This window comes from Marinobacter flavimaris (assembly GCF_002933295.1).
GTDB classification, from domain to species: domain Bacteria; phylum Pseudomonadota; class Gammaproteobacteria; order Pseudomonadales; family Oleiphilaceae; genus Marinobacter; species Marinobacter flavimaris.
On the sequence record NZ_PSSW01000001.1, the window covers coordinates 156,200 to 174,775 of the forward strand.

At 58.8% G+C, this 18,576-nt stretch carries 13 protein-coding genes; 5 read left to right on the forward strand and 8 right to left on the reverse strand.

The features are described 5' to 3' along the window. The first annotated feature begins 78 nt into the window (after positions 1 to 78). The gene (locus MDHKLMBL_RS00780; protein WP_104269887.1) at positions 79 to 1,059 is read left to right on the forward strand and encodes an NADPH:quinone oxidoreductase family protein; all 981 of its coding nucleotides are present in this window, start codon (positions 79 to 81) and stop codon (positions 1,057 to 1,059) included. A 347-nt stretch (positions 1,060 to 1,406) separates the two neighbouring features. On the opposite strand, the gene MDHKLMBL_RS00785 is transcribed toward MDHKLMBL_RS00780, so the two are convergent. From MDHKLMBL_RS00785 to MDHKLMBL_RS00820, 8 genes are all read right to left on the reverse strand, one after another. Next, positions 1,407 to 3,233: a long-chain-acyl-CoA synthetase gene (locus MDHKLMBL_RS00785; RefSeq protein ID WP_104269888.1), complete on the reverse strand. Its 1,827-nt coding sequence runs from the start codon at positions 3,231 to 3,233 to the stop codon at positions 1,407 to 1,409. Positions 3,234 to 3,296: 63 nt separating this feature from the next. Then, positions 3,297 to 4,124 (reverse strand): SDR family oxidoreductase, encoded by an 828-nt coding sequence (locus MDHKLMBL_RS00790; RefSeq protein WP_008174063.1) that lies wholly within the window; start codon positions 4,122 to 4,124, stop codon positions 3,297 to 3,299. After that, entirely contained in the window at positions 4,121 to 6,091 is a 1,971-nt protein-coding gene (locus MDHKLMBL_RS00795; RefSeq protein ID WP_104269889.1) for an acetyl/propionyl/methylcrotonyl-CoA carboxylase subunit alpha, read from the reverse strand. Before MDHKLMBL_RS00795 ends, MDHKLMBL_RS00790 begins: the two co-directional genes overlap by 4 nt. Before the next feature lie 152 nt (positions 6,092 to 6,243). Further along, complete coding sequence (locus MDHKLMBL_RS00800; RefSeq protein WP_104269890.1) at positions 6,244 to 7,065, reverse strand: enoyl-CoA hydratase/isomerase family protein; 822 nt, start codon at positions 7,063 to 7,065, stop codon at positions 6,244 to 6,246. Positions 7,066 to 7,087: 22 nt separating this feature from the next. Further along, a complete protein-coding gene (locus MDHKLMBL_RS00805) occupies positions 7,088 to 8,248 on the reverse strand; it encodes an acyl-CoA dehydrogenase family protein (protein ID WP_008174068.1) in 1,161 nt (386 codons plus the stop codon). 456 nt (positions 8,249 to 8,704) lie between these two features. After that, entirely contained in the window at positions 8,705 to 10,321 is a 1,617-nt protein-coding gene (locus MDHKLMBL_RS00810; protein ID WP_104269891.1) for an acyl-CoA carboxylase subunit beta, read from the reverse strand. A 10-nt stretch (positions 10,322 to 10,331) separates the two neighbouring features. Further along, complete coding sequence (locus MDHKLMBL_RS00815) at positions 10,332 to 11,198, reverse strand: SDR family oxidoreductase (protein ID WP_008174073.1); 867 nt, start codon at positions 11,196 to 11,198, stop codon at positions 10,332 to 10,334. Positions 11,199 to 11,348: 150 nt separating this feature from the next. Then, on the reverse strand, positions 11,349 to 13,145 hold the full coding sequence (locus MDHKLMBL_RS00820; protein ID WP_104269892.1) for an acyclic terpene utilization AtuA family protein: 1,797 nt from the start codon (positions 13,143 to 13,145) through the stop codon (positions 11,349 to 11,351). A gap of 106 nt (positions 13,146 to 13,251) precedes the next feature. Between MDHKLMBL_RS00820 and MDHKLMBL_RS00825 the strand changes: the two genes are divergently transcribed. The 4 genes from MDHKLMBL_RS00825 to MDHKLMBL_RS00840 all read left to right on the forward strand — a co-directional run bounded on the left by MDHKLMBL_RS00825 (position 13,252) and on the right by MDHKLMBL_RS00840 (position 18,316). Beyond that, positions 13,252 to 13,911, forward strand: coding sequence for a TetR/AcrR family transcriptional regulator (locus MDHKLMBL_RS00825; RefSeq protein ID WP_014577825.1), 660 nt, complete (start codon positions 13,252 to 13,254; stop codon positions 13,909 to 13,911). A 204-nt stretch (positions 13,912 to 14,115) separates the two neighbouring features. Next, the gene (locus tag MDHKLMBL_RS00830; protein WP_104269893.1) at positions 14,116 to 15,180 is read left to right on the forward strand and encodes a hypothetical protein; all 1,065 of its coding nucleotides are present in this window, start codon (positions 14,116 to 14,118) and stop codon (positions 15,178 to 15,180) included. Between the two features lie 58 nt (positions 15,181 to 15,238). Then, a complete protein-coding gene (locus tag MDHKLMBL_RS00835) occupies positions 15,239 to 16,249 on the forward strand; it encodes a putative solute-binding protein (protein WP_008174079.1) in 1,011 nt (336 codons plus the stop codon). 15 nt (positions 16,250 to 16,264) lie between these two features. Continuing rightward, complete coding sequence (locus tag MDHKLMBL_RS00840) at positions 16,265 to 18,316, forward strand: TRAP transporter large permease subunit (RefSeq protein WP_104269894.1); 2,052 nt, start codon at positions 16,265 to 16,267, stop codon at positions 18,314 to 18,316. The last annotated feature ends 260 nt before the right edge of the window (positions 18,317 to 18,576 follow it).

Here is an 18,576-nt window from a genome sequence, read left to right on the forward strand (position 1 = left end):
AAGACTCTGTTTAGCTTGACGGATAACAATCACAGGCGCCTGTCGCCTGGAATCCGATCAAACAAAAACGGAGCACTCATGAAAGCCATCCTCTGCAAGGAATATGGTCCGGCCGAGAAGCTGGTCATCGAAGAAGTTCCCAGCCCCGAAGTGAAAGGCCGCGGTGTCAAAGTGCGCGTTAAAGCCGCCGGCCTGAATTTTCCGGACACCCTCATCATCGAGAACAAATATCAGTTGAAGCCAAGCCTGCCTTTTTCCCCGGGTGGCGAAATGGCGGGTGAGGTTATCGAGGTTGGCGACAAGGTAACCCGCTTCAAGGTAGGCGACCGTGTTGCTGGGTTGACAGGTTATGGCGCCTTTGCCGAAGAAGTCATCGTGCCGGAGCAGAATCTTCTCCCCGTCCCCGATGGCATGTCCGACGAGAAGGCAGCGGCCTTCACCATGGTTTATGGAACTTCCTATTATGCCCTCAAGCAGCGCGGCAACCTTCAGCCTGGCGAATCGCTTCTGGTTCTGGGCGCCAGTGGTGGCGTGGGCCTGGCAACGGTTGAGCTCGGCAAGGCCATGGGCGCGAAGGTTATTGCAGCCGCCAGTTCCGCGGAAAAGCTAGCGGTTGCCAAGGAAGCAGGCGCCGATGAGCTGATCAATTACGCAGAAGAGCCTCTTAAAGACGCGGTGAAGAAGCTCACTCACAGCAAAGGCGTGGATGTCATCTACGACCCCGTCGGCGGTGACTTCACCGAACAGGCCCTCCGCGCCATGGGCTGGAATGGCCGCCATCTGATCATCGGCTTCGCCGCCGGCGAGATCCCGAAAATCCCGGCAAATTTGACGCTTCTGAAAGGTTGTTCCGTTGTTGGCGTATTCTGGGGCAGTTTCACACAACGCGAGCCGGAGGCCAGTGCCCAGAACATGATGGAGCTGATGAAGCTCTATGCCGAGGGCAAGATTGATCCGAAGATCAGTGCGGTTTACGAATTTGAGGATTACGCAAAGGCACTGGGGGCTTTGACCGAGCGGAAAGCGACCGGCAAGGTTGTGCTTAAAGTCGGCTCCTGAGTTTTATCAAAGCCTGAAAGTTTTGTGAGGTTGCCGGTTGGAAGCACTTCCCAAAAACCGCTACGAGCACATCCATGTGCGCTTGGCGTCGGCCATCCATGGCCGCCGACATTTTTGGGAAGTGCTTCCAACCGGCAACTTCTGGAATCAGTGGTATCTCTGAATATCGAGACTATAACGCAACAGCCCGGTGGTGAGGGTGGGCACCTCCTCCCAAAAATGTAGAGGGCCATGGACGGCCCGAAACAAGCGCACACGGACGTGCTTGTAGCGGTTTTTGGGAGGAGGTGCCCACCCTCACCAATCCGCTAATCCATAAGGCTAGGGCCCAGACAAAAGGCCAATCATCAAAACCGGACCGAAGCCGAGTCAATCTCCGAAACCAGCTCTCGCGTCAGCAAGGTATACCCATCAGTCCTGGGCAGCCAGGCATAGACCTCCTCCCCATTCCGAAGCGAATAGCCCAGCTTCTGGATATCCACCTTCCGGTACTTGAACGTCCCCGTTTTCTCGATGGCGTGGGTTACCCGTACGAATACCGGAACTGCATAGGTCGGCAGATTGTCCCTCAGATAGGCGAACAAACTGTTCACGTCGAACTCTCCGCCATTGCTGTGGGGAACCAGGGTCACCATGCCGGCCTTGCCGTTGGTGCCCGGAATCTCGACGCCGTAGACGATGGCTTCCTCGACCATCCCCGAGCCGTCGATGATGTTTTCCACTTCCGTTGTTGAGACGTTTTCGCCCTTCCAGCGGTAGGTATCGCCCATACGGTCGACGAACTGCAGGTGGCCGCACCCGATCTCCTTCAGGACATCGCCAGTGTTGAACCAGGCGTCGTCCTTCTTGAAAGCGTTGCGGAGGATCGATTTTTCCGTGGCCTCTTTCTGGGTGTAACCCTCGAACGACCATTTCTTGGTGATCTCGCCGATCAAGAGGCCGGGCTCGCCTTTAGCCACTTCCTGCATGAAGCCTTTTTCGTTACGAATTGGATCCCGTGTGCCGTCGTGGAATTTCACCAGCTTGTAGGGGGCGGTGGAAAAGCCCACGGTGTTGTCCATGTTGAAGAAGTTGCTGAAGCCGATGTTGCCTTCGCTGGAGGCGTAGAGCTCTGCGACTGTCTCTATCCCGAAGCGCTCCTTGAATTCCTTCCAGATGGACGGGCGGAGGCCGTTGCCGATCATTTTGGTGAGGCTATGGTTCCGGTCCTGTTCGCTGGGTGGCTGGTTCAGCAGGTAGCGGCAGAGTTCGCCGACGTAGCCGAAGGTGGTGGCGTGGTAATAGCGAACGTCGTCCCAGAAGGCGCTGGCGGAGAATTTGCGGCGCAGGGCAATGGCGGAGCCGCCGGCCAGGACTGAGCCCCAGCAGACCAGCAGTGCGGTGCCGTGATAAAGGGGGAGCGTGCAGTAAAGAACGTCCTCCGGCTTCATGGCAAGAGACATCAGGCCAAACCCGCCGTAGGCCATTATGAATTTGCGGTGTGAGCCCGGGGCGGCCTTGGGCAGGCCGGTGGTGCCGGAGGTGAACAGGTAGATGGCGGTATCGCCCATTTTCGGCGCATCGCTGAGAACCGGGGCGTCGCTGTTGAAGGTGCTGACCTGCTCGGCCATGTTGGCGTAACCGGTTGGTGCGTCCCCAAAGGCGTTCAGCGTGTTGGTGTCTGCCAGAAACTGGAATGGCTGGGGATGGGCGGTCTTGAGATCTGTTCTTATGCCGTCGAACGCCTCGACCAGTTCCTCGCCAACCACCATCATTTTGGGCTCGATCAGGTTGATGCTGTGTTCGAGTACCTTGCCTCTCTGGGAGGTATTGAGCATGGCGCAGGCAACGCCGAGTTTGGCTGCGCCGGCTACCACGGCCAGCAATTCGGGGCGGTTTTCAAGGAAGATCGCAATGGCATCCCCTTTGGCAAGCCCCTGGTCCTGCAGGTAGCGGGCAATGCGGTTGGCCCAGCCATCCAATTCGCTCCATGTGATCGAGCGGTCTTCAAACAGAATGGCGGGCCGGCTTCCCAGGTTCCGGGCATTGCTTTCGATAAGAGTGCCGAGCGTAAGCTCACGGTTCTCGTTTTTCAGGGCATAGTAATACAGCCCCCGGGTTATGGCCGGCAAGCGCCGGAATATTCCGGGCAGGCTGCGGGCAATGTCCAGTGCGGATACGTTGTCTTGGCTCATGGTGTTTCCATTGGTCCCTTTTATTGTGTGGACGTTGAACCCGGAACAACGCATGCCTCGGGTTCAGTCCAGAAACAGGTCCGGCATCAGGGGCTTATCGCCCGGCTCATACCGGTAATGCTCGAAGTCGGTGATACCGTCCTGCCGTAGCAGGTCCTCGTCGATCAGGGTCTGACCAGTCATAGTCTCAGACGACCGGTTGAGGATGCTGACAGCAGCATCGGCCATGATGTCCGGCTTCCTGCCCTGGGCCATCATCTGGGGCCCGCCAACCTCAAATTCGATGGCTGCCGTGGCAATCAGCGTTTTTGGCCACAGCGTGTTAACCGCAATGCCGTACCGCCTGAACTCCTCCGCCATGCCCAGGCTCAGCATGGTCATGGCGTATTTTGTGGTGGTATAGGGGCCATATTGGGCGAACCACCGGGTATTCAGATTCAGAGGCGGCGACAGGCTCAGGATGTGAGCCCGGTCCGACTGTTTCAGCCAGGGCAGTGCGGCCTGGCTGCAGGCCATGACGGCCCGGGCATTGACCTGATGCATCAGGTCGTACCGGCTGACCTTGAGGTTTTCCACACCGGTTAGCCGAATGGCGCCTGCGTTGTTTACCAGTGCGTCGATGCCGCCAAAATGCTCGCCGGCCTCATCAATGCGCTGGCGGATCTGCTTTTCATCCCGGACATCCAGAACCAGCGGTAGCGCTTTGCCTCCAGCATCCCGAACTTCCTCCGCCACCGTATGGATCGTGCCTGGCAGCTTCGGATGAGGCGTGTCTGATTTGGCGGCAATCACTACGTTGGCGCCCTGACGGGCGGCGGCGAGGGCGATGGCCCGGCCGATGCCACGGCTGGCGCCGGTGATAAAAACGGTGCGATCACGCATGGTACTCATGCCTCGTTCTCCTGTTCGGCCGTCTCGTTGGCGGTTATCTGGACCAGTAACTGACTGCGTTTCACCTGGTCGCCCTTGCTCGCAAGAATCTCGGCGACTCTGCCGTCCCGGTCTGCTTTTACCGGATGCTCCATCTTCATGGCTTCCAGTATCACCAGCGTATCGCCCTGGTGAACGCTCTGACCAGCCTCAACCAACACATCAATGATGGCGCCATCCATGGTCGCCTGGATGCGACCGCTGCCTGCGCCGCCAGCAGTCCTGGCTGGTTGGTGGGTAACATCGCGCACCGACCAGGATTGCCCGAACGCCTGCAAATATAGGGAATCGCCCTGGCGGTGATATTGGCAGGCCTGACGAACGCCGTTGTCGATAATGCACAAATGGCCATCCCTCTGGCTTTCAAGTACCAGGGAATGCCGGGTTTCGCCCATACTGACAGACAACCGGCTGCCGCTGCGGGTCACCAGTAGCTCGACAGTGGTGTCGCCGGTTTCCAGCTTGATCGGCGTCATGGTGGCCGGCGCATTGCTCCAGGCGCTCTGGCCCGAAATGCCATGGTCGAGCACGCAGGCGGCCAGGGCCAACTGGCGAATGGTCAGGTTTTGCGGCTGAAGGGACGGATCGTCCTTGAAGGCCTGCTGCAGGAAGGCCGTGGTCGCCCCGCCGGCCCCGAAAGTCTCGTCTGCGATAATCCGGCTCAGGAAATGGCGGTTGGTGGTCACGCCGAACACGCTTGTGTCCTCAAGCGAGCGGATCAGCCGCCGGCGGGCTTCATCTCGGTTTTGGCCCCAGGCAATTACTTTTGCCAGCATCGGGTCGTAGTGGGGAGTGATAGCATCTCCAGATCGTACCCCGGTATCAAACCGTAAACCTTCGCCTTCGGCTGGTTCAAAGGCGTATAGCGATCCGGTCTGGGGTGTGAATCCGTGGGCAGGGTCCTCTGCATAGAGTCGAACCTCAATGGCATGGCCATTCAGGTGAATATCGTCCTGGCTGAGCGGCAGCGGCCGTCCCTCAGCCACGTTGAGCTGCCAGGCGACCAGGTCCTGGCCGGTAATGAGTTCGGTGACCGGATGCTCTACCTGCAAGCGGGTGTTCATTTCCAGAAAGTAGAAGCTTCGGTGCTTGTCGACCAGGAACTCGACGGTGCCGGCGCCTTCGTAGTTGCAGGCCAGAGCCGCTTTGACTGCAGCCTCACCCATGGCCTGTCGTAGTTCCGGCGTGACAAAGGGGGAGGGTGCTTCTTCCACTACTTTCTGGTGTCGGCGCTGTACTGAGCAGTCCCGTTCGCCGAGGTAGACCGCATTGCCGTGGCGATCCGCAAACACCTGGATTTCCACGTGGCGGGGCTCAATCACGGCTTTTTCCAGGATCAGTTCGTCGTCGCCGAAGGCCTGTTTTGATTCGGAACGGGCCCGTTTGATGTTGTCGGCCAGTTCGGATTCACTCTCAACCAGGCGCATGCCGCGACCACCACCGCCGGCAGAGGCTTTGATCATGAGGGGGTAGCCGATGTCTTTGGCGGCGGCGATCAGTTCGTCGTCGTTGGCGTTGTCGCCTTCATAGCCAGGCACCACTGGCACGCCGGCTTCCTGCATGGCGATTTTGGATCGGCGCTTGCTGCCCATGAGTTCGATGGCCGAGGCGGGAGGGCCAACGAACACCAATCCGGCGTCTTTGCAGGCGTTGGCGAAGGCGGCATTCTCAGAGAGGAAGCCGTATCCCGGGTGGATGCAGTCGGCGCCGGTTTTGCGGGCGGCTTCAAGAATTGCATCGCTGTTCAGGTAGGAGGCGGATACCTGTGCCGGGCCAATGCAGACGGCCTCGTCGGCGAGTTCCACGTGCATGGCTTTGGCGTCGGCTTCGGAGTAGACGGCCACGGTGCGGTAACCCAGAGCTTTCGCAGTGCGGATCACCCGGACTGCGATTTCGCCGCGGTTGGCTATTAACAGTTTTTTTAGCATGTTCTTGTTTTCCCCTGTGGAGTTCGCCGCGAGGCCGGAAGCCGTCTGGCTTCCAGAAAACCGCTACGAGCACATCCATGTGCGCTTGTTTCGGGCCATCCATGGCCCTCTACATTTTCTGGAAGCCAGACGGCTCCCAACCTCGCTCCGCATCATTCGGATTCGCCCGCCCAGGCTGGTGGACGTTTTTGCATGAAGGCCATGGTGCCCTCCGTTCCTTCGCTTCCCCGGATGGCTTCCGCAAATTTTTCAGCCGCGCTGTCCAGCAAACCGCTCATGGGTTCATGGCCAACCCTGTGTAGCAACGCTTTGGTTTCTGCCGTGGCAACCGGTGCGCAGTGGCGGACACGATCCAGAGCGCTTGTCAGCATCTCTTCCAGTTCATCCTCTGAAGAAGCCGCCTGGTGAACAATGCCAAGACTGCATGCTTGGTTCGCATCGATTCTCAAACCCAGCAGGGCCAGCCGTCGGGCCTGAGTGAGGCCGATTCGTTCAACCACAAACGGCGCAATCTGCGCGGGAATCACGCCGAGAGAGGTTTCTGGCATGCCGAACTTGGCGCTCGGCCCGGCGATGGCGACGTCGGAAACGCAGGCCAAACCGAATCCACCGCCCATGACGGCGCCTTCGGTGATCGCGATGACCACTTTCGAGGATTCGTTGACCTGTTGAATCATCTGACCGAAGGCGCGGTTCAGACGATAGAACGGGTCCGCCTCACCCTCGGCCGCTTTCTGGCCGCGGGCTCCGGCCATGTCTTTGATATCACCACCGGCGCAGAAGTGCCCACCGGCGCCCCGGATGACGACGGCGCGAATGTGCAGGTCGTTTTCAATCTGGGTGAACACCGCGGACAGTTCCGCCACCATCTCGAGGCTCATGGCGTTGCGCACGTCCGGTCGGTTGATGGTGATAAACAGGGTTGGGCCCTGTTTTTCCAGAAGCAGTGTTTCGCAATGCGGTACCTGGTCCATAAGTGACTCCACCGTCCGTTTGTTATTCGCGCTTCTTGCCCGGAAGGGTGCCCATCATCTTGCAGATAATTCCCAGCATGATTTCGTCGGCACCACCGCCGATGGAGACCAGCCGAACATCCCGATGCGCCCGGGAGATCGGGTTGTCCCACATGTAACCGTTACCGCCCCAGTACTGCAGGCAGCTATCTGTAACCTCACGCCCAAGACGTCCGGCCTTGAGTTTGGCCATGGAGGCCAGGCGGGTGACATCCTTGCCTTCAACGTGCAGCTCGCAGGCCTGGTAGGTGAGGGCGCGCAGGGCCTCGACTTCGGTTTGCAGTTCGGCCAGGCGGAAGTGGATTACCTGGTTGTCGATCAGTGGCTGGCCGAAGGTCTTCCGCTCGCGACAGTACTCGATGGTCTTGGTGATGCAGTTCTCCAGCGCCTTGATCACGTTCGCCGCACCCCAGATCCGCTCCTCCTGGAACTGCAACATCTGCATCATGAAACCGGTGCCCTCGGCGCCGATCCGGTAGCGCTGGGGCACACGGACGTCGTCAAAGAAAATCTGCGCGGTTTCGGAAGAGCGCATGCCGAGCTTGTTCAGGTGCGGGCTGAAGGAGATGCCCGGCGTTTTCGTGGGCACGATGATCAAAGACTTGTTCTTGTGGGGCTTGTCGTCCGAGGTGTTGGCCAGCAAGCAGATGAAGTCGGATTTGGGGCTGTTGGTAATCCACATCTTGGAGCCGTTGATGATGTAGTCGTCGCCGTCTTTCTTGGCAGTGGTTTTCATTCCCGCTACATCAGAACCTGCGCCAACTTCACTGACGCCAATACATCCCACCATGTCGCCGGCAATGGCCGGCGCGAGGAAACTGCGTTTCAGTTCATCGGAACCAAACCGGGAAATGGCCGGGGTACACATATCGGTCTGAACCCCGATGGCCAGCGGCACACCACCACAATGGGCCATGCCAAGCTCTTCCGCAGCCACGAGGTTGTAGCTGTAATCCAGCCCCATACCACCGTATTCTTCGGGCTTCTGGATCCCGAGGATTCCGAGGTTTCCGAGCTTTTTGAACAGTTCATGAATCGGGAATTCCCCGGCGGCTTCCCATTCGTCGCAGTGGGGATTGATTTCCTTCTCCACGAAATCGCGGACCGTTTTTCTGAGGGCTTCGTGTTCGGCTGTGAATTTCACGTTCTTGTTCTCCTGCTGGTAGAGAGTTCGTGCCGTATTTGTTTTGGTGCACGTTCTTTAGCTTGGCGGCAGGTGTGTGGGGCCGCTTCCAGAAAACCGCTACGAGCACATCCATGTGCGCTTGGCGTCGGCCATCCCTGGCCGCCGACATTTTCTGAAACCGATCCCACACAGCCGCTTACGTCTGCAAACTGGTTGCTGCCTGCTGGCAGGCTTGTTGTTTTTGTAGGTCGGCTTAACCGAATGAGTAATCCGACCTACCGTTGTTTTTTGCATGCTGCCGCTGAAAAGCATGCTGGTTTTAAGCGTTAACTCTGAATCTCGGAGAGCCGGTTGGGACACCCTGTCCAAAAATGTCGGCGGCCAGGGATGGCCGACGCCAAGCGCACATGGATGTGCTCGTAGCGTTTTTTGGGCAGGGTGTCCCAACCGGTTCCTCCCGCAAAACAAGCAGACCTACAGGCGGGCCACACCAAAGGTATTGGGCCGCAACTGCCGAGCCTCGGCTTCCCGGCAAACGTCCAGAACCAGGGCCAGAACGCGCCGCGTATCCCGCGGATCGATTAGCCCGTCGTCCCACAATCTGGCCGTTCCGAACAGCGCCGTTGAGCCTTCCTCCAGTTTCTTCGCCGTGGCCTGCTCCAGAAAATCCAGTGTCTTCGGATCCGGCTCCATGCCGCCGCGGCGCTGCTTGTCTTCAGCTACGATACGCATCACCTTGCCTGCCTGTGCCGGCCCCATAACCGCGGTTCGGCTGTTGGGCCAGGCGAAGATGAACCTCGGGTCCAGGCCACGTCCGCACATGGCGTAGTTACCTGCACCATAGGAACCGCCGATGACAATTGCGACCTTTGGCACCCGACAGTTGGCCACAGCCTGGATCATTTTCGAGCCGTGTTTGATGATGCCGTTCTGCTCTGAGTGAGTACCCACCATGAAACCGGTGGTGTTATGCAGGAACAAAAGGGGCGTTCCGGCCTGGTCGCAGAGCTGGATGAACTGGGCGGCCTTGGCGGATCCAGCCGGGGTGATCGGGCCGTTGTTGCCGATGATGCCGACTGAATGACCTTCAATTCGGATGGTGCCGCAGACGGTCTGGTCGTCGAACTCGTTCTTGAAGTCCATGAACTTTGAACCGTCGGCAATGCGGGCGAGGATTTCGCGCACATCGTAGGGCTTTTTGGAATCCGCCGGGATGACACCCAACAGCTCCTCGGCCGGGTAGAGCGGTTCCTCCCATTGAAGTTCGCGCCGGGGTGGCAGCTGCTCGTTCCAGGGCAGGGCTTCGAGGATGTTTCTGGCCTGGCGGATGCCGTCGGCGTCGTCTTCGGCCAGGTACTCTGCCGTTCCTGCCACGGTCGCATGCATCTCCGCGCCGCCAAGTTCCTCATCGGTGGCAACTTCGCCGGTTGCTGCCTTCAGCAGTGGTGGGCCGGCCAGGAACATCTTGGCTTGTTCGCGCACCACGATCACGTAGTCGGACAGACCCGGCTGGTAGGCGCCGCCGGCAGTGGCATTGCCGTGAACTACGGTGACCTGGGGAATGCCCGCAGCCGACATCCGCGCCTGATTGGCAAAGCCCCGGGCGCCGAGCACGAAAATATCAGTGGCGTAGTTCAGGTTGGCGCCGCCGCTCTCGGAAAGGGATACCACCGGCAGCTTGTTTTCCATGGCGATCTGCTGCAGGCGCAGCGTCTTGTCCAGGCCGGCAGGGGTAATGGTGCCGCCTTTGATGGCGCTGTTGCTGGCCACCACCAGACAGCGGATGCCGCTCACATAACCGATACCGGCGATGATCCCGCCGCCGGCGAGGCTGCCGTCCTTGTCGTCGTGCATCTTGTAGCCTGCCAGGGAGCAGAGTTCCAGAAAGGGCGTGCCGCGGTCCAGCAACCGGTTAATACGGTCCCTCGGGAGCAGCTTGCCCCGTTTGATGAACTTCTCCCGGGCGGCTTCCGCCAAATCCAGAACCTTTTGCTCAACGTCCCGGAACGTGGTGATGTGGGCGTCCATGGCTTCGGCGTTGGTGCGGAAGTCCTCGGACGTGGAGCTTACCGTGGATTCAAGTACCTGCATGGTCGGCTCCTCAGTCGTCGCTCAGAACTTTCGGGGTGATGGCCCGGTGAAAGCCGTTGTAGGGTTCGTTGTTCTTGGCTTTCGGTAGCGGCCAGACCCGACCTCCCTGTGACGCACCGCCGTCGATCCGCAGACAATCCCCGCTGATAAACGCTGCGCCAGGGCTGAGTAAAAAACAGATGGCCGAGCTGACTTCGGATTCGGTGCCCATGCGTTTGATCGGGACGTTATCACCAAGGCTGCGAATCCACTGCTTCATGTGTTCGGGGTAGTTATCCATGCCACTGGAGGCAATCCAGCCCGGAGCGACTGCGTTTACACGAACCCCGGACGCGCCCCACTCAACGGCGGCTGTCTGGGTAAAGTTCACCATGCCGGCCCTGGCGGCGCCGGAGTGTCCCATGCCGGGCATACCACCCCACATATCGGCCACGATATTTACAATAGCGCCCCCGGTTTTTGACAGCGCCTGGGTGTAGGATTCCCGTGCCATCAGGAAGCCGCCGGTCAGATTGGTTCGAACCACCGTCTCCCAGCCCTTCTGGTTGATCCCGGTCAGCGGCGCCTGGAACTGCCCGCCGGCATTGTTCACCAAACCATTCAGGCCTCCGTGTTCGGCAATGATCGCCTTCACCGTGGCCTTGACCGAGTCCTCTTCACGGATATCACAGACATGGGCGGACGCAATGCCGCCGTCCTCGGTGATCTCTGCTTTCACAGATTCCACTTTCTCGGCCTTGCGGCCGACCAGGGCAACCCGTGCGCCCAGGGCAGCGAGTTCATGGGCCGTACACCGGCCAATACCAGAACCGCCGCCGGTAACAATATACACCTGGCCCTTAAACAAGTCGGGATGAAACACAGACTGATAGCTCATAGTAACGAAGACCCTTTCAAAGTTCGGGCGCTCTGGTTGGTAGCGCGTTTCGGGACTGTGAGCAGCAAGGATGCTGCGATCAAGCCTACATGGATGTATTCACGGCGTGTCCCGGAACGCGCTATCAACCAGAGTGCATGCACCAATAAATCAATCTTTAACCAGACCAGAAGGAACAGGCACCGGAAACTCCAATAGCTGCTGCGCAAACGCCTTCCCTTGTGGATCAATCCGCAGGCTGGCCACGCCACCGCCGCCAAGGCTGTGCTCCAGCAGGAAATTGATGGCCTTCAGCCCGGGCATGGCCCAGCGGGTCACCCGGCCGGTTTCCGGATTCAGGGTATGGGCCATCCAGTCCGCAACCGCCGCTTCCGTCAGCGCGGTTTCAATGAACGGCAGAAATTCCGGTTTGCGGGCGATCACGCCAATGTTGGTGTGGTCGCCCTTGTCACCGCTGCGGGCCCAGGCAAGCTTCACCAGCGGCACAGTGGTGTCCGTTTCGTCTGTCTCGTGTGTGAACGACTGGGGCTGGAGGTCGCTGTTATCGAAACCGCCGCTGGTTTCGACTCCAACGGTTTGCCGCTCGCCGCCCAGATCCACGGACACATCAACTTCCGTTTTCGGCACCAGGCATGAATACAACCGGATCTTCGGCCACACGGTCGGCCGGCCACCCACAATCCCGGTGATTCCCGGTGCCATCCCCGTGGCTGCCTGGGCAATCTCGCGGGAAAACAGTACAAGGGCCTCTTTCTTGGGATGGGCGGTGCTGATCTTGACCACTACTTCGCGGCAATCCTCGCCACGGCCATGAGCACCGTAGGTCGTTTCCGTACCCAGAAGCTCAATACTGGTTTCGCTGTAATCAGGCAGGCCACGTTCGCTGAACATGCGTGAGGTCTTGGCCAGAATGGCCTGTGCGACAGTCTGGGCCTTGGCCCTGGCATTCATGCCTGCCAGCAGGAAGGTAACCGTGCACTTGAAACCATCCGGCCAGGTGCCCGATACCTTGTAACTGTCGGTGGGTGGTAGCCCCCGTGCGCCCCGCACCTGTACACGGTCTTTACCGGTTTCCTCCAGCTCTACACCTGTGAAATCGCAGGTAACGTCAGGCAGCAGGTAGGCCCTTGGGTCACCGATTTCGTAGACCAGCTGTTCCGCAACTGTGCCACGACTAACCAGCCCGCCGGTGTCTTCGGGCTTGGTGATAAAAAAGTCGCCGTTGGCACTCACTTCGGCTATCGGGAATCCCATGTTGGCGTAGCCGCCAGCTACCGCTTCCCAGTCGGTGAAGTTGCCGCCGGTGGCCTGGGCACCGCACTCGAGCAGATGCCCGGCCAGGCTGCCCTGCGCCAGTTTGTCGTAGTCTTGCCAGCTCCAGCCGAACTCGTGCACCAGCGGTGCCAATACCAGGGCACTGTCTGCCACCCGGCCGGTAATAACGATGTCCGCGCCCTGTTCCAGAGCCGCAACCAGACCTGGCGCTCCCAGATAGGCATTCAGGCTGACCATCATTGCGGGCATCGGTTGGCCGGAACCCATCTCCTTGACGCCCATATCTGCGAGATTTTTCTTTTTCATCAGAAGGTCGTCGCCCAGAACCAGGGCGATCTTCATGTCCACGCCGGCTTTTTCACAGAGAGCCTGAAGGGCGTCACGACAGGCCACCGGGTTGACGCCGCCGGCGTTGGCCAGCACCCGAATGCCCTTTTCCTTGATGTCATCGAGCAAGGGGCCCATGACCGTCTGTACGAAATCCCGCGCATACCCCTGGGATGGGTCCTTCATTTTCTGGCCCGCCATGATCGACATGGTGATTTCGGCCAGATAATCGGCTACCAGATAGTCGATATTGCCCTTGTGGACCAGCTGCGCGGCAGCCGTTTCCGTGTCGCCCCAGAAGGCGGCGGAGCATCCGATGCGAACAGTGTTGGGGGATTCAGCCATCTTCCTGTGCCCTGTAAATGATTGCTGATTGAAAATGGGAGCGGTGGCGGTTTTGCCACACGATGGAGATGACAATACCAAGCAAGCGCTTGGTTTGTAAACAGGCATGTTTCAGGTAGAATTAAAGGCCTCTTATGCCAACCGAGTAGCCGTAGTGAGCCAGAACCAGATCCTCCAGTCCCTGATCGCAGAAAACCTTGTGTCAGACCCCAAAGGCGCTCGCGGCCGTCTGCTCACTGAGGCGGCTCGGCTGTTCCGGGAAAAAGGCTACGAGCGCACTACAGTTCGTGACCTTGCCGCTGCCGTGGGTATTCAGTCCGGCAGCCTGTTCCACCACTTTCGAACCAAGGAAGAGATCCTCAAGGCAGTGATGGTAGAAACCATCCGGCTGAACACCGCGCTCATGCAGGCGGCTCTGGAGGCCGCCGATACCAGCAGGCAGAAGCTTCGTGGACTGATCCGCGCGGAACTTGAATCTATCAATGGCCAGACCGGCGAAGCGATGGCAGTCCTGGTATTTGAATGGCGGAGTCTGTCGGCCCCGTCCCAGGGCGAAGTGCTGGAACTTCGGGACATCTACGAGAAACTGTGGCTGGATGTGCTGGAATCATTGAAGCGCGAGGGCGCGCTGGAGGCGGATCCCTTCGTTGTTCGAAGGATGTTGACCGGCGCTCTCAGCTGGACCGTAACCTGGTACAAACCGGAGCGGGGAGGGCTGACACTGGATGGCCTGACCGATCAGGTAATGGCAATGATGGCTCTGTAAGCGGATTGGCGTTTTCAAAAGTCATTGTTTTATATCAATAATATTCTGGCAAATTCCTTTCCTTCCGGGCCATTGGCCCGATCGGCATAACAAAATCGGCATTCGAGCCATTTTTGTAGGACAGTTTTCACCGCATTCTTGCACCCGTTGACAAAAACCGAGTTCAGATCGGGCAAACAAAAACAACGTGATGCAGGGTGAAATATGATCTCCTCTCTGGCAAAGCTCGGACCGCATGTCTTTGCGGCTCGCCTCAAGGCTCTCTCGCTGGCAGCCGTTGCCATACTCACAGGTTGCTCGGCCAACCCCATCTACACCACCACCGGCGTTGTGCTCTCCAATTATTCGGAGGGCGAAGCCACGCCCTACGTGTTGCAGATGTCCGACACCCAGATGGCGTGTGCGCTGGGCGAGGGCGTGGATCCGCTGCTCTATTCCTTCTCGCGGGTCACCGATGCACCTGACACCACCGGCTCCCTGTTGATGCTTCTGGCAGGCAATTGTGCGGAGTACAAGGCCTGGGAGGCTGAGCTCGCCTATCTCAGAGCGGATTATGAGGGAGATGTGGAAGCGGCAAAGGACGCCAGGGAAGTGGCAAAGCGATTGAATGCGCTGACCGCGAAACGTCGGTATGCCTCCTTTAAGCGAGCAATGGCCGCCTACGAGTTCGATCCCGCTGCTGAACCCCTCGAGTGCCCCTTTCTGTTCACCGAACAGGACGAAATCACCTTCCTGCTGGGCTTGCTGACCGGTATGCAGGCAATCGTAAACGATGCCAATTCCGGCGCCATGGCCGGAGTCCCCAGGAATATCGCTCCCCAGGCCGAGCGTGCCGCTACCTGTCTGGACAATGAAAAGTGGGGTGGTATGCCAAACGCCATCCGGGCCCTGGTCTGGCTGCTGCTGCCCGACACCCGTCCGGCTCTGGCGCCGGACCCCTGGCAGGTGCTTGAGCACAGCCGGGAACTGGGGGTTGAGAAAGGCATGCGGGTTCCGCACGCGCTTCAAGCGGTCGCCGCCGAAACCTTTGGTCGCCCGGAAAAGCTTGAGCAAGCCATCGCCAGTTTCGCCGCGGCCGATGCAACTATGGAGGTCTGGGACGAGTATCGTCTGGTGGATGAAGTCGCGGCGGGCGTGGTGCGCTTCTCTTCTGACAAACACTGGACCGCCAATTACGGCTACCGGACGCCGCAATCCTTCTTCGGCAGGATGAGCCCTGAGCGGCAAACCGAAAACGTCGAAACCATGAATCTGGACGACCTGCTCTAAGGCAGGTTGCCGACATCCTCTGAAAACTGACAAACACAAGAATGACCCGGAGGTCGATATGATCCGCAAATCCCTCGCTGCCATGGCCCTTGTGGCCGCCGCTCCGCTGGCATCGGCACAGTCTGTTTCCATGTGCGTGTTCGATGTAATCGGCGCCAATGGCGACTTCTACAACTTCGTCAAAGACTATGCGCTAGAGATGAAGGGCCACGGCGTGGATTTCGAGCTGAAACCCTACACCGATGAGGGCGTGGCGATCGGTGATTTTAACGCCGGACAATGCGATGCCGTTGCCGCCACAGACATCCGGATTCGTCCATTCAACAAGTTCACGGGCAGCATCAGCGCTGTGGGAGCGCTGCCCACCTACGACAACCTGAAAACCTTGTTGGCCACGCTGGCGCAGCCGAAAGCCGCGCCATTGATGAAGGATAACGGTTACGAAGTGCTCGGCATCATACCGGTGGGTGCCGGTTACCTGTTTGTAAATGATCGCAGTATTGATACTGCCGGCGAGCTGGCGGGCAAGCGAATGGCAACCCTCGACTATCAGAAAGACGCGATTCACATGGTGAACTTCGTCAAGGCCACGGTCGTGCCCTCTGACATCACCAACTTCGCCGGCAAATTTAACAACGGTTCGGTGGATACCGCCTATGCGCCGGCCTTTGCTTACGAAGCTCTGGAACTCTATAAGGGCATCGGCGAAAGCGGTGGGGTTGTGGACTATCCGCTGGCACAGCTGACGCTTCAGATGGTTGCCCGTGATGACGTGCTGGACGACGACACAGCCCAGAAAGCCCGTGAAGTTGCCTGGAATATGTTTCCTCAGGCCATGGGGCTGATTGAAGGCCAGGAAGCAGCCATTCCCGAAGAAAAATGGGTGCGCATTCCTGAAAAAGACATCCGCGGCTATCAGGAGATGTTCCGGGAGAACCGGATCGAGATGCGCGATGGCCTGAACGGGGCGCCGGATGTGTATCACCCGAAAATGATGGGGCTGCTCAGCAAGATCCGCTGTGCAAGTAACCCTGCTGCAGCCGAGTGCACCGCGGACAACCGCGAATAACGGGGCGGAACCATCATGAACTGGCGAGCAATTACCGCTCCGGCAGCACGGACCCTCTACCCCGTACATCGCATTTACGGGGCGGTTCTGCTGCTTCTCCTGCTGTTTACCCTGCTGCTGGGGATGGGCAACTCGCTCCATTCCCGGTTGCTCTGGGTCGGAGAACAGACCTGGCCGAACTATTATCTGCTGAATCCCGAGGCGACAGAGCCGTCCTGTCAGTTGGAAATGGATGTTGATGCCGAAGTGGCTCGCCGGGTGGCCAATTACAAGCCCGACCCCGATGACCTGTTCAGCTCACCGCCCAATCCCGATGCCATCCGCAAATCGCTACAGAGCAATCTGGAACTCTGCCAGCAGCAATACGACGTCTATGAACAGAACCTGGCCCACGCTACGCCAGCCCTAGGGGCGTTCAAGACGGTAGAGCAGGGACTTGCGGACTTCCTGCTCGAGAACATTGAGCTAACCAAGTACCTGTTCATTGCGATGTTCGCGATGGCTGCGGCAATCGCTGCGCTGGACACGGACCACATAGCGTTGCGCCTGCCCCGCAATCGAGCTGAATGGCGGCTGAGCCAGGGTGTGCAGTTTGTGGTTAATGGTCTGATGGTGCTGTCGCTGAACGCTTACCTGGGCAAGCTGGCCACGTCGCCGGGTTCGGAGGGTACGATGAGCCTTCAATATGCCTGGGGCGGGGTCTTCGGCCTCTTTATGGTGATCAATGCAGTGCGTTTCCTGAACGTCCCGGAACGTATCCGCCCCGGCGGTCTTGCCGCCTCGTCCGGTCTGGTGATTCCTCTGTACTGTGCCATGGGCCTGATCGCCATGAGTTATTTCTTCCTGGTAGACGGGTATGCCTCGGGCCTGGCGATCTACTTTGGAATGATGTCCAATCTGTCATCCATGTTCATCAATATCGGCCTTTATGTGCTGGTGGGCATGATGCTGAAGCAGACCAGGATTCCCGAGCTCCTGCTCAATCTCATCAAACCTTTTAATCTGCCAGCGCCGATGCTGGCTTCGGTGATCATCTTCGCAACGGCGTTTCCGACCGCGTTCACCGGCGCATCGGGCATTTTCATCCTGGCCGTGGGTGGTGTTGTCTATGACGAGCTGCGCCGGGCCGGGGCAGGGCGGCAGCTTTCCCTGGCAACGACTGCCATGTCGGGAAGCCTCGGGGTGGTCCTCAACCCATGCCTGCTGATTGTTGTCGTCGCGGCTCTCAATAAGGAAGTGACGACCACGGAGATGTACAGCTGGGGCTTCTGGGTCTTCATCATGTCGGCAACGCTGTTTTCACTGATTGTCTGCAAGACCCAGGGAAACTGGAAGCCCCGTCCGGCGCCCGGCGCCTTCCGTGCGGCTCTTTCGGAAAGCCGGGCCCTGCTGCCTTATGTTGCAGTGGCGGCTCTGGTTATCCTGTCGATCTGGGTTGTTCTGGGCTTGAAGTTCAACGAGTACAGTGCCCCGTTGATCCTGCCATTGGTTATGCTTGCCCTGGTACTCCTGGATTCCGGCCGAAACAGTGAGGAGCAGGGCCAGACACGCTCTCCGGCATTCTGGAGCCGAAGCTCCGCCGCTGCCAGCGATTCAGCGGTGCACATCGGAGCTCTGCTTGCGCTTATTGGGTTTTCGATCTGCCTCGGCGGTATCCTGGAACGCTCGGATATTGTTCACGCGCTCTTCCCTGAGGACCTGACCAGTCCCTGGATCGCCATGCTGGTGATCGTCGTGATGCTCACAGTTATAGGCATGGTCATGGACCCGTTCGGCGCGGTAATCCTGGTGTCGGCGACCATTGCCCAGCCGGCGATCCAGCTGGGTATTGATCCGCTGCACTTCTGGATTGTGTGTCTGGTGGCATTTGAGCTCGGTTACCTGAGCCCGCCAGTGGCGCTGAACCACCTGCTCACCCGCCAGGTGGTGGGCGAGACCGAAGTGCTGGCGGCAGAGCGCTCAGGTTCCTTCTGGCATCGCTATGAGCGGTTGCTGCTGCCCCTGGCTGTGATGGGCCCCACACTGTTGTTCGTGGCCTTTGTGCCGATGCTATTCTACGCGTTGTAATGTTGAAGTGAGATAAAGAGGGCCGCCTGAGGGAAACTCCAGGCGGCTTTTTGCATCTGGAATACAAGAGGAAACGTAGTTTGAACGAAACCGAACACTCGCAAGGAACGTGTTTGTTATACCCTAGGAAATAAAATCGATCTTCTGCCAGTGGCCTGACTTATGTCGTTTGATGTCTCATCAAAATTGATCTCAGTTTTTTCAGCTCTATTTCTCCTCGTGGGTTGCGGAGGTGGCGGCGGTGGCGACAGCCTCGATTC